This is a genomic window from Ferrovibrio sp. (assembly GCF_046297895.1).
Classification (GTDB): domain Bacteria; phylum Pseudomonadota; class Alphaproteobacteria; order Ferrovibrionales; family Ferrovibrionaceae; genus Ferrovibrio.
In genome coordinates this window covers 378,304-390,675 of the sequence record NZ_JBKBHC010000005.1, presented here as the reverse complement: position 1 = coordinate 390,675, position 12,372 = coordinate 378,304, and the positions used below count along the sequence as shown (strand labels likewise).

At 63.3% G+C, this 12,372-nt stretch carries 8 protein-coding genes, 1 tRNA gene and 1 pseudogene; all 10 read left to right on the top strand.

The genetic code is table 11. The features are described from left to right. A pseudogene (gene tuf, locus ACK4FK_RS11085) lies at positions 1 to 125 on the top strand (elongation factor Tu); the annotation flags it as partial. A gap of 23 nt (positions 126 to 148) precedes the next feature. Then, positions 149 to 225 (top strand) — tRNA-Trp (locus ACK4FK_RS11080). Between the two features lie 42 nt (positions 226 to 267). Then, positions 268 to 465: a preprotein translocase subunit SecE gene (gene secE, locus ACK4FK_RS11075; protein ID WP_409745010.1), complete on the top strand. Its 198-nt coding sequence runs from the start codon at positions 268 to 270 to the stop codon at positions 463 to 465. Between the two features lie 2 nt (positions 466 to 467). Continuing rightward, on the top strand, positions 468 to 998 hold the full coding sequence (nusG, locus tag ACK4FK_RS11070; protein WP_409745009.1) for a transcription termination/antitermination protein NusG: 531 nt from the start codon (positions 468 to 470) through the stop codon (positions 996 to 998). 140 nt (positions 999 to 1,138) lie between these two features. Beyond that, complete coding sequence (gene rplK, locus ACK4FK_RS11065) at positions 1,139 to 1,573, top strand: 50S ribosomal protein L11 (protein WP_409745008.1); 435 nt, start codon at positions 1,139 to 1,141, stop codon at positions 1,571 to 1,573. Between the two features lie 15 nt (positions 1,574 to 1,588). Further along, a complete protein-coding gene (rplA, locus tag ACK4FK_RS11060) occupies positions 1,589 to 2,305 on the top strand; it encodes a 50S ribosomal protein L1 (RefSeq protein ID WP_409745007.1) in 717 nt (238 codons plus the stop codon). A gap of 344 nt (positions 2,306 to 2,649) precedes the next feature. After that, on the top strand, positions 2,650 to 3,159 hold the full coding sequence (rplJ, locus tag ACK4FK_RS11055) for a 50S ribosomal protein L10 (protein ID WP_409745006.1): 510 nt from the start codon (positions 2,650 to 2,652) through the stop codon (positions 3,157 to 3,159). 64 nt (positions 3,160 to 3,223) lie between these two features. Continuing rightward, on the top strand, positions 3,224 to 3,604 hold the full coding sequence (gene rplL, locus ACK4FK_RS11050) for a 50S ribosomal protein L7/L12 (protein WP_409745005.1): 381 nt from the start codon (positions 3,224 to 3,226) through the stop codon (positions 3,602 to 3,604). A gap of 251 nt (positions 3,605 to 3,855) precedes the next feature. Next, on the top strand, positions 3,856 to 7,953 hold the full coding sequence (rpoB, locus tag ACK4FK_RS11045; protein WP_409745004.1) for a DNA-directed RNA polymerase subunit beta: 4,098 nt from the start codon (positions 3,856 to 3,858) through the stop codon (positions 7,951 to 7,953). 35 nt (positions 7,954 to 7,988) lie between these two features. Continuing rightward, positions 7,989 to 12,311, top strand: a complete 4,323-nt coding sequence (gene rpoC, locus ACK4FK_RS11040) for a DNA-directed RNA polymerase subunit beta' (RefSeq protein ID WP_409745003.1) — start codon at positions 7,989 to 7,991, stop codon at positions 12,309 to 12,311. The last annotated feature ends 61 nt before the right edge of the window (positions 12,312 to 12,372 follow it).

Below are 12,372 nucleotides of genomic sequence, written 5' to 3'. Positions count from 1 at the left end.
GCGACAACGTGGCGATGGACGTCGAGCTGATCGCGCCGATCGCCATGGACGAGGGCCTGCGCTTCGCCATCCGCGAAGGCGGCCGCACCGTCGGCGCCGGCGTCGTCGCCAAGATCATCGCTTGATTGCGAAGGTCTGACGCGCGTGCAGGGGTGTAGCTCAATTGGCTAGAGCACCGGTCTCCAAAACCGGGGGTTGGGGGTTCGAGTCCCTCCACCCCTGCCAGCGTGACGCAGACAGACAAGAGTACAGGTAGGTAGCAAGGCGATGGCGAAAGTCAGTCCGATCGAGTTCTTCCGGCAGGTCCGGCAGGAGACGTCCAAGGTCACCTGGCCGAGCCGCAAGGAAACCCTGATCACCACGGCGATGGTTTTCGTCATGGGGCTGATCGCTGCGCTGTTCTTTTTTGCGGTCGACTCGATCCTGCGCTTTGCCGTGCAGTTGATCCTCGGCCTGGGGAGCTGACGATGGCGGCCCGTTGGTACATCGTCCACGTTTATTCGAACTTCGAGAAGAAGGTCGCCCAGGCGATCCGCGACGGCGCGGCGCAGAAGGGCATGAGCGATCTTTTCGAAGAGGTGCTGGTGCCGACCGAGGAAGTGGTGGAAGTCCGCCGCGGCCAGAAGGTCAATGCCGAACGCAAGTTTTTCCCCGGCTACGTGCTGGTGAAGATGGAAATGACCGATGAGACCTACCATCTCGTCAAGAACACGCCGAAGGTCACCGGCTTCCTGAGTTCGGGCGGCAAGCCGTCGCCTATCACGGAGGCCGAGGCGCAGCGGATCGCCAATCAGGTGAAGGAAGGCGTCGAGCATCCGAAGCCTTCGATCACCTTCGAGGTGGGCGAGCAGGTGCGCGTCGCCGACGGCCCGTTCACGTCGTTTTCCGGCGTGGTGGAGGAAGTCGACGAAGAACGCGCCCGCCTCAAGGTGGCGGTGTCGATCTTCGGTCGCGCCACCCCGGTGGAACTGGAATACAGCCAGGTCGAGAAGCTCTGATCTGGTTGCGAGTACCCGGGCTCGTATCGCCCGGTTCACCGCGTGGGAGACAGCTAAGGTCCATTTCGCCGGACCGATCCTGATCGCACCGCGCCTCCGCTAACGGGACGCAACTGTCCCAGGCAGGAAAGGAACAGAGTATGGCGAAGAAGATTGAAGGCTACATCAAGCTGCAGGTTCCGGCCGGCAAGGCCAACCCGTCGCCGCCGATCGGCCCGGCCCTGGGCCAGCGCGGCGTCAACATCATGGAATTCTGCAAGGCGTTCAACGCGCAGACCAAGGATCTCGAGCAGGACATGCCGATCCCGGTGGTGATCACCGTGTATTCGGACCGTTCGTTCACCTTCATCACCAAGACCCCGCCGGTGACCTACTTCCTGAAGAAGGCCGCCAAGATCAAGTCCGGCGCCAAGTTGACCGGTCGCGGCGAGAAGGTGGGTGCGGTGACGATGGATCAGGTGCGCGAGATCGCCAAGCAGAAGATGAAGGATCTCAACGCCCACGACATCGATGCGGCCTGCCGCATGATCATCGGTTCGGCCCGTTCGATGGGCCTGGACGTGCGTGGCGAGTAAGGGGAGATCTGGATCATGAGCAACAAGGGCAAGCGCTACACTGCGGCCGCCAAGACCGTTAACCCCGATCTTCGTTACGGCCTCACCCAGGCCGTCAAGATGGTGAAGGCCAATGCCAAGGCCAAGTTCGACGAGACCATCGAGATCGCGATGAATCTTGGCGTCGATCCCCGTCACGCCGACCAGATGGTGCGCGGCGTGGTCACCATGCCGTCGGGCACCGGCAAGTCGGTTCGCGTCGCCGTCTTCGCCAAGGGCGCGAAGGCAGAGGAGGCCAAGAAGGCCGGTGCCGACCTGGTCGGTGCCGACGACCTGGCCGAAATCGTCAACGGCGGCAAGATCGAATTCGACCGCTGCATCGCCACGCCCGACATGATGGCAGTGGTGGGCAAGCTGGGTAAGGTGCTGGGCCCGCGCGGCCTGATGCCGAACCCGAAGCTGGGCTCGGTCACCATGGACGTCGCCGGCGCCGTGAAGGCGGCCAAGGGCGGCCAGGTCGAGTTCCGCGTCGAGAAGGCCGGCCTGATCCATGCCGGCATCGCCAAGGCGTCTTTCACCGAGGAGCAGATCCTCGCCAATGTGAAGGCGTTCATCGATGCCGTGATGAAGGCCAAGCCGACTGGCGTGAAGGGTCATTACGTGAAGAAGATCGCACTCTCCTCGACCATGGGTCCGGGCGTGCGCATCGAGCTGAGCGACGCGCTCGGCGGCGGCGAAAAGGCTGCTGCCTAACGCGTGAAGAGTTTCGCCGGGCCTTCCCTCAGGGAGGGGCCGGCGAAGCGGCTTCCAGGGCAACCTGGATGTCCGCAACCTGTCCGAGACTGCAGGCCCCCGGAAGCTTTCGAGCGGAAGGGTTTAATGGGAATGGCCACCTGCATAGACGGGGAACAGAATTTTCGATGGGCCGACTTTCAGTCCGGCTCCGCGAAGGTTCGAGCCCTGGGACAGGCGAACCGGGTGATCGGTTTGCCGCAGTACGGCGGCGTCGGTAACGACAAAGCCGGGGCGACCAAGTCGATCGCTCAAGTGCCAACCAGGATCGGGCGCAAGCCCGAGCCTTGTTTAGGAGACGAGCAGTGGATCGTGCTCAAAAACAGGAGCTGGTGGACAGCCTCAAGCAGGTCTTCTCGAAGACCGAAGTTGTGGTTGTTACACAGAACAGCGGTCTGACCGTCGCTCAGGTGACTGAGCTGCGCCGTCAGATGAAGGCCGCTGGCGCCAGCTTCAAGGTCGCGAAAAACCGTCTTGTCTGCCTTGCCCTCGAGGGCACGCCCTACGCATCCCTGAAGAACCTCTTCAAGGGTCCGACCGGCATTGCTTATGCCAATGATCCGGTCGCGGCAGCGAAGGTCGCCGTGGAGTTCGCCAAGAAGAACGACAAGTTCGTCGTTGTTGGCGGCGCCATGGGCGAAACCGTCCTGAATGCGGAAGGCGTGAAAGCCTTGGCGACCTTGCCGTCGCTCGACGAACTGCGCGGCAAGATCATCGGCCTGCTCAACGCGCCTGCGACCAAGGTCGCCGGCGTCGTGCAGGCGCCCGCCGGCCAGCTGGCCCGCGTGCTCAATGCTTATGCCACCAAGGGTTAAGGTCGCAAGTCGAACCGTAACTGTCTAACCAGGTATCGAACCTACACACTTAGGAGTCACTCAAATGGCTGATTTGCAGAAGATTGTTGACGAACTGTCGTCGCTCACCGTCCTCGAGGCCGCCGAGCTCGCCAAGCTTCTCGAAGAGAAGTGGGGCGTGTCGGCTGCTGCTCCGGTCGCCGTTGCCGCTGTTGCCGGTGGCGCTGCCGCCGGTGCCGCTGCCGCCGAAGAGAAGACCGAGTTCAACGTCATCCTCGCTGATGCCGGCGCCAACAAGATCAACGTGATCAAGGAAGTGCGCGCCATCACCGGCCTGGGCCTCAAGGAGGCCAAGGACCTGGTCGAAGGTGCGCCGAAGCCGGTCAAGGAAGGCGTCAACAAGGACGAAGCCGCCAAGATCAAGGCCCAGCTCGAAGGCGCTGGCGCCAAGGTCGAAGTCAAGTAAGGTCCGCGTACAGGTGCGGGGCAGGCCCGGTGTGGCCTGCCCCGACACTGGCTTGAATGCCGCTCCGGGTCGCCGGGGCTTTTGCCGTTTTTACACACCCCCGTCCGCCGCGGGATTTCCGGCGGGTCGATGCGGTTTTCGGATTTTGGGCGCGGCGATCGCCCGGCGGGATAATGGGCCCGTGAAATTCATCGCTGTCCGAACCCCGCGCGGCGTGACCTACGCCGCACAGATATAGATTTGGGACAGACATGACCTTGTCGTTCACCGGCCGCAAGCGCGTTCGCAAAAGCTTCGGGCGCATCCCGAGCGTCACCTCGATGCCGAACCTGATCGAGGTGCAGAAAAGCTCCTACGAGAGCTTCCTGATGATGCACGACGCCCCCGACCAGCGCCCCGATGCCGGGCTGCAGGGCGTGTTCAAGTCGGTTTTCCCGATCAAGGATTTCTCCGAGACCTCGTCGCTGGAATTCGTGAAGTACGAGTTCGAGGCGCCGAAATACGATGTCGACGAGTGCATGCAGCGCGGCATGACCTTTGCTGCGCCGCTGAAGGTAACGCTGCGCCTGATCGTGTTCGAGGTCGATCCCGACACCCAGGCCAAGTCGGTGCTCGATATCAAGGAGCAGGATGTCTACATGGGCGACATGCCGCTCATGACCGACAAGGGCACCTTCATCATCAACGGCACGGAGCGCGTCATCGTCTCGCAGATGCATCGCAGCCCCGGCGTGTTCTTCGATCACGATAAGGGCAAGACCCATTCCTCGGGCAAGTATCTCTACACCGCCCGCGTCATTCCCTATCGCGGCTCGTGGCTGGATTTCGAGTTCGACGCCAAGGATATCGTGCATGTCCGCATCGACCGCCGCCGCAAGCTGCCGGTCACCACGCTGTTCTTTGCCCTCGGCCTGACGCAGGAAGAGATTCTCGACGCCTTCTACAAGAAGGCGATCTACAAGCACGACAAGAAGGGTTGGCGTACCGACTACAATGCCGAGCGCATGCGCGGCGTGCGCCTGAATTCCGACCTGATCAACGCCAAGACCGGCAAGGTCGCGGTCGAGGCCGGCACCAAGATCACCCCGCGCCTGGCCAAGAAGTTGGCGGATGAAGGCCTCAAGGAGTTGCTGGTCTCGCCGCAGGACATGGTCGGCAAGTACAACGCGCTCGACATCGTGAACGAGGAAACCGGCGAGATCTATCTCGAGGCAGGCGAGGAACTCGATGTCAAGAAGATCGAGATGCTCGAGGCCGCCGGCATCGAGCAGATTTCGGTGCTCGACGTCGATCATGTCACCATCGGCGCCTATATCCGCAACACCATGGTTGCCGACAAGCACCAGGGCCGCGAGCAGGCGCTGTTTGAAATCTACCGCGTCATGCGTCCCGGCGAGCCGCCGACCATGGATACCGCCGAGGCGCTGTTCCACGGCCTGTTCTTCGATTCCGAGCGCTACGACCTGTCGGCCGTCGGCCGCGTGAAGATGAATGCCCGCCTCAGCCTCGAGGCGGACGACACCGTGCGCGTGCTGCGCACCGAAGACATCCTGGCCTGCGTGCGCACCCTGTGCGAGCTGAAGGACGGTCGCGGCGAAATCGACGATATCGACCATCTGGGCAACCGCCGCGTCCGTTCGGTCGGCGAGCTGATGGAGAACCAGTACCGTATCGGCCTGCTACGCATGGAGCGCGCGATCCGCGAGCGCATGAGCTCGGTGGATATCGACACCGTGATGCCGCATGACCTGATCAACGCCAAGCCGGCGGCGGCGGCCGTGCGCGAGTTCTTCGGCTCCAGCCAGCTCTCGCAGTTCATGGATCAGACCAATCCGCTGTCGGAGATCACCCACAAGCGCCGCCTGTCGGCCCTGGGCCCGGGCGGTCTGACCCGCGAGCGCGCCGGTTTCGAGGTGCGCGACGTGCATCCGACCCATTACGGCCGCATCTGCCCGATTGAGACGCCGGAAGGCCCGAATATCGGCCTGATCAACTCGCTGGCCACCTATGCCCGCGTGAACCAGTATGGCTTCATCGAAAGCCCGTATCGTCGTGTGCGCGACGGCAAGATGACCGACGAGGTCGTCTATCTGACCGCGATGGAAGAGGGCAAGTACACCATTGCTCAGGCCAACGTCGAGGTCGATGCCAAGGGCAAGCTGGTCGGCGATCTGGTGTCGTGCCGCCGCAACGGCGATTTCGTCATGGTCCGCCCCGAAGGCGTCGACTTCATGGACGTGTCGCCCAAGCAGCTCGTCTCGGTTGCCGCGGCGCTGATCCCGTTCCTTGAGAACGACGACGCCAACCGCGCGCTGATGGGCTCGAACATGCAGCGCCAGGCCGTGCCGCTGATCCGCGCCGAGGCGCCGCTGGTTGGCACCGGCATGGAAGAGGTGGTGGCCCGCGATTCCGGCGCCACCATCGTAGCCAAGCGTTCCGGCGTGGTCGACCAAATCGACGGTACCCGCATCGTGGTGCGCGTGACCGACGAGACCGACATGTCGAAGTCGAACGTCGACATCTACAAGCTGCTGAAGTTCCAGCGCTCGAACCAGAATACCTGCATCACCCAGCGTCCGCTGGTGAAGGTGGGCGATCAGGTGCGTGCCGGCGACATCATCGCCGACGGCCCGTCCACCGAGCTGGGCGAACTGGGTCTGGGCCGCAACGTGCTGGTCGCGTTCATGCCCTGGAACGGCTACAACTTCGAGGACTCGATCCTGATCAGCGAGCGTATCGCCAAGGACGACGTCTTCACCTCGATCCATATCGAGGAATTCGAGGTCATGGCCCGCGACACCAAGCTGGGCCCTGAGGAAATCACCCGCGACATCCCGAATGTTGGCGAGGAAGGCCTCAAGAACCTCGACGAGGCCGGCATCGTCTATATCGGCGCCGAGGTGCATCCGGGCGACATCATGGTCGGCAAGATCACGCCGAAGGGCGAAAGCCCGATGACGCCGGAAGAGAAGCTGCTGCGCGCCATCTTCGGCGAGAAGGCTTCCGATGTGCGCGACAGCAGCCTGCGCGTGCCGCCGGGCGTTTCCGGCACGGTCGTGGAAGTGCGCGTCTTCTCCCGCCATGGCGTGGAAAAGGACGAGCGCGCCCTGGCCATCGAGCGCGCCGAGATCGAGCGTCTGGCGAAGGACCGCGACGACGAGAAGGCGATCATCGAACGCTCGATCTATGGCCGTCTGAAGGAACTGCTGCTCGGCAAGCAGGCCGACAAAGGGCCGAAGGGATTCAAGGATGGCGGCAAGATCACCGAAGAGGTGCTGGCCGAACTGACTCCCGGTCAGTGGTGGCAGATTAGCCTGAAGGCTGAAAAAGCGATGGCCGACATCGAGGCGCTGAAGAAGCAGTACGATGCGGCTACCTCCCGCATCCAGAAGCGCTTCGAGGACAAGGTCGAGAAGCTGCAGCGCGGCGACGAACTGCCGCCGGGCGTGATGAAGATGGTCAAGGTCTTCGTCGCGGTGAAGCGTAAGCTGCAGCCTGGCGACAAGATGGCCGGCCGTCACGGCAACAAGGGCGTCATCTCGCGCATCGTGCCCGAAGAAGACATGCCCTACCTGGAGGACGGCCAGCCGGTTGATATCGTGCTGAACCCGCTGGGCGTGCCCTCGCGCATGAACGTCGGCCAGATTCTCGAGACGCATCTGGGCTGGGCTTCGGCCGGCCTGGGCCGCCAGATCGGCGACATGCTCGACAAGGTGCGTCGCAATTCGGCCAAGGCCGAGGATCTGCGCAAGGTGCTCAAGACGGTCTATTCCAAGCAGGAATACACCGACAAGATCGCCGACCTTTCGGACGAGCAGGTGATCGAACTGAGCGACAACCTGCGTCGCGGCGTGCCGATGGCCACTCCCGTGTTCGACGGCGCCCACGAGCCGGACATCGTCGAGATGCTGGAAAAGGCCGGCATGGACAAGTCGGGCCAGGTCACCCTGGTCGACGGCCGCACCGGCGAGCCGTTCGACCGCAAGGTCACGGTCGGCTACATCTACATGCTGAAGCTGCACCACCTGGTCGACGACAAGATCCACGCCCGTTCGATCGGCCCGTACTCGCTGGTCACCCAGCAGCCGCTGGGCGGCAAGGCGCAATTCGGCGGCCAGCGTTTCGGCGAAATGGAGGTCTGGGCACTCCAGGCCTACGGCGCCGCCTATACGCTGCAGGAAATGCTGACGGTGAAGTCGGACGACGTGGCCGGCCGCTCGAAGGTCTACGAGGCCATCGTGCGCGGCGACGACAACTTCGAAGCCGGTATCCCGGAATCGTTCAACGTGCTGGTCAAGGAGATGCGGTCGCTCGGCCTGAATGTCGAGCTGTCGCAGCGCTCCTACTGATCATCACGCAACGCATCCTCCGATAGGAGACAGACATGAACGAACTGAGCAACGTTTTCGGCCAGCCCCAGGGCGCCCAGAGCTTCGACCAGATCCAGATCTCGATCGCGAGCCCTGAGCGCATCCGCTCCTGGTCCTACGGCGAGATCAAGAAGCCGGAAACCATCAACTACCGTACCTTCAAGCCGGAGCGCGACGGCCTGTTCTGCGCCCGCATCTTCGGCCCGATCAAGGATTACGAGTGCCTGTGCGGCAAGTACAAGCGCATGAAGTATCGCGGCGTGATCTGCGAGAAGTGCGGCGTCGAAGTCACGCTCTCGAAGGTCCGGCGCGAGCGCATGGGCCATATCGAGCTGGCCTCGCCGGTAGCCCATATCTGGTTCCTCAAGTCGCTGCCCTCGCGCATCGGCCTGATGCTGGACATGACGCTGAAGGATCTCGAGCGCATCCTGTATTTCGAGAATTACGTGGTGGTCGAGCCGGGCCTCAGCCCGCTGAAGCAGTTCGACCTTCTGACGGAAGAACAGCTTTACCGCGCCCAGGAAGAGTATGGCGATGACGCCTTCGTCGCCAAGATCGGCGCCGAGGCGATCCGCGACCTGCTGATCGCCATCGACCTGGAAAAAGAGCGCGAGAATATCCGCCAGGAACTGGCCGAGACGACGTCGGAACTGAAGCCGAAGAAGCTGGTCAAGCGCCTGAAGCTGATCGAGTCGTTCATCGATTCCGGCAATCGCCCGGAATGGATGGTGCTGACCGTGGTGCCGGTGATCCCGCCCGAGCTGCGCCCGCTGGTGCCGCTGGATGGTGGTCGCTTCGCCACCTCGGACCTGAACGACCTCTATCGCCGCGTCATCAACCGTAACAACCGCCTGAAGCGCCTGATCGAGCTGCGCGCGCCCGACATCATCGTGCGCAACGAAAAGCGCATGCTGCAGGAAGCCGTCGACGCCCTGTTCGACAATGGTCGCCGCGGCCGCGTCATCACCGGCGCCAACAAGCGTCCGCTGAAGTCGCTGTCCGACATGCTGAAGGGCAAGCAGGGCCGCTTCCGCCAGAACCTGCTGGGCAAGCGCGTCGACTATTCGGGCCGTTCGGTCATCGTGGTGGGCCCCGAACTGAAGCTGCACCAGTGCGGCCTGCCGAAGAAGATGGCGCTCGAGCTGTTCAAGCCGTTCATCTATTCCAAGCTTGAGCTGCGCGGCCTGGCCGCCACCGTCAAGATGGCGAAGAAGATGGTCGAGAAGGAGCGTCCGGAAGTCTGGGATATCCTCGAAGAGGTGATCCGCGAGCATCCGGTGCTGCTGAACCGCGCGCCGACCCTGCACCGTCTGGGCATCCAGGCCTTCGAGCCGACCCTGATCGAAGGCAAGGCGATCCAGCTGCATCCGCTGGTCTGCGCCGCCTTCAATGCCGACTTCGACGGCGACCAGATGGCGGTGCACGTGCCGCTGTCTCTGGAAGCCCAGCTTGAAGCCCGCGTTCTGATGATGTCGACCAACAACATCCTCAGCCCGGCGAACGGCAAGCCGATCATCGTGCCATCGCAGGATATCGTGCTCGGCCTGTATTACCTGACCATGGAGCGTGCGGCCCCGCTGGGCAATGTGCTCAAGGTCAAGGATACCGCCGCGCTGCTGAAGGCCTGGACGGAAGACGACGTCATCCTGTTCGACCCCAAGACCAACGTCGAGATTCCGAAGACTGCGGTGAAGGCCGAACTCGAGCGCCTGATCCAGAATGGCGCCGTCGTGGAGAAGACCCCGGTCTTCTCGACCGTGGCGGAAATCCAGCAGGCGCTGGATGCCAAGGCGATCAGCCTGCATCACCGCATCAAGGCGCGTCTCAATACCGTCGATGCCGAGGGCACGCCCATCGTGGCCCGCGTCACCACCACGCCCGGCCGCATGCTGCTGAGCGAGATCCTGCCCAAGCACAAGAATGTGCCATTCCGGATCATCAACCAGCAGCTGACCAAGAAGGAGATCACTAACGTCATCGACGTGGTGTATCGCCATTGCGGCCAGAAAGAGACGGTCATCTTCTGCGACCGCATGATGGCGCTCGGTTTCAACCGCGCCTTCAAGGCCGGTATCTCGTTTGGCAAGGACGACATGGTCGTGCCGCTGACCAAGGAGAAGCATATCGAGGAAACCCGCAAGCTGGTCGGCGAATACGAACAGCAGTACCAGGACGGTCTGATCACGCAGGGCGAGAAGTACAACAAGGTGGTCGATGCCTGGTCCCAGTGCACCGACCGCGTCGCCGACGAGATGATGAAGGTGATTCAGACCGACATCGACCAGGTGACCGGCGCCCGCAAGCCGATCAACTCGATCTGGATGATGGCCCATTCCGGTGCCCGCGGTTCGGCCGCCCAGATGAAGCAGCTCGCCGGCATGCGCGGCCTGATGGCCAAGCCGTCGGGTGAGATCATCGAGACGCCGATCATCTCGAACTTCAAGGAAGGCCTCACCGTGCTCGAGTACTTCAACTCGACCCACGGCGCCCGCAAGGGTCTGGCCGATACGGCGCTCAAGACCGCCAACTCGGGCTACCTGACCCGTCGACTCGTCGACGTGGCCCAGGACTGCATCATCACCGAGGAGGATTGCGGCACCGATCGCGGCCTGACCGTGCGCGAGGTTGTGGAAGGCGCTGAGGTGATCGCCACGCTGGGCGAGCGCATCCTGGGCCGCACCACGGCCACCGACATCAAGCATCCGCTCTCGGGCGAGGTGCTGGTGAAGGCCGGCGACCTGATCGAGGAGCGCGATGTCGACCGCATCGAAACGGCCGGCGTGGAAAGCGTGCTGATCCGTTCGGTGCTGACCTGCAACAGCGAAACCGGCGTCTGCGGCAAGTGCTACGGCCGCGACCTGGCCCGCGGTACCAAGGTCAATATCGGCGAGGCGGTTGGCGTGATCGCCGCCCAGTCGATCGGCGAGCCGGGCACCCAGCTCACCATGCGTACCTTCCATATCGGCGGCACCGCCCAGGTGGCGGAGCAGTCGAGCCTGGAGGCCGCCTATGATGCGACCATCAAGATCGCGAACCGCAACCTGGTGACCGACAGCCAGGGGCGTTTCGTGGTGATGGGCCGCAACTGCGAGGTCATCCTGGTCGATGCCAATGGCCGCGAGCGTGCCCGCCACAAGGTGCCCTATGGCGCCCGCCTGGTGGCCGACGAGGGCGGCAAGGTCAAGAAGGGCCAGCGCATCGCCGAGTGGGATCCGTATACCCGCCCGATCATCACCGAGCGCGAGGGTATCGTGAACTACCGCGACCTCGTCGAGGGCGTGTCGGTCCGCGAGGCCACCGACGAGTCGACTGGCATCTCCTACAAGGTCGTCTCCGACTGGAAGCAGAACCCGAAGGGCAGCGAGCTGCGTCCGCGCATCACCCTGCGTGACGACAAGGGCGAGGTACTCACCCTGGTGAGCGGCGCCGAGGCCCGCTACTACCTGTCGGCGGATGCCATCCTGTCGGTCGAGGACGGCGCGCAGGTGCATGCCGGCGACGTGCTCGCCCGTATCCCGGTGGAAGGCACCAAGACCCGCGACATCACCGGCGGTCTGCCGCGTGTGGCGGAACTCTTTGAGGCCCGCCGTCCGAAGGACCACGCGGTGATCGCGGAGATCGATGGCCGCGTCGAGTTCGGCAAGGATTACAAGGCCAAGCGCCGCCTGATCCTGAAGCCGGCCGAAGAGGGCGCCGATCCGGTCGAGTACCTGATCCCGAAGGGCAAGCACATTGCCGTGCAGGAAGGCGACTTCGTGCGCAAGGGCGACCACCTGCTCGATGGCAACCCGGCGCCGCACGACATCCTGAAGGTGATGGGCGTCGAGGCCCTGGCCAACTATCTCGTCAACGAGATCCAGGAGGTCTATCGTCTTCAGGGCGTGAAGATCAACGACAAGCACATCGAGGTGATCTGCCGCCAGATGCTGCAGAAGGTCGAGATCACCGATCCTGCCGACACCACCTTCCTGATCGGCGAACAGGTCGACAAGGCCGAGTTCGACGAGGTCAACGCCAAGACGGCTGCCGAGGGCCGCAAGATCGCCAAGGCCATGCCGGTTCTGCTCGGCATCACCAAGGCGAGCCTGCAGACCCGGTCGTTCTTCTCGGCCGCGTCCTTCCAGGAGACCACCCGCGTGCTCACCGAGGCCGCCGTCGGCGGCAAGGTGGACAAGCTGATCGGCCTCAAGGAGAACGTGATCGTCGGCCGCCTGATCCCGGTCGGCACCGGTGCCATCATGAACCGCATGAAGTCGCTGGCCGCCCAGCGCGACCGCGACTTCGCCGATGCGCTGGAAAGCGAACTGCAGGCCGCGGTCGGCGACGCCGCCGAATAAGCCTTCGGTTCATGCCAAATAGAGAAGGGGGGGGCCGCGCGGGCCCCCCCGTTGGAGTGAG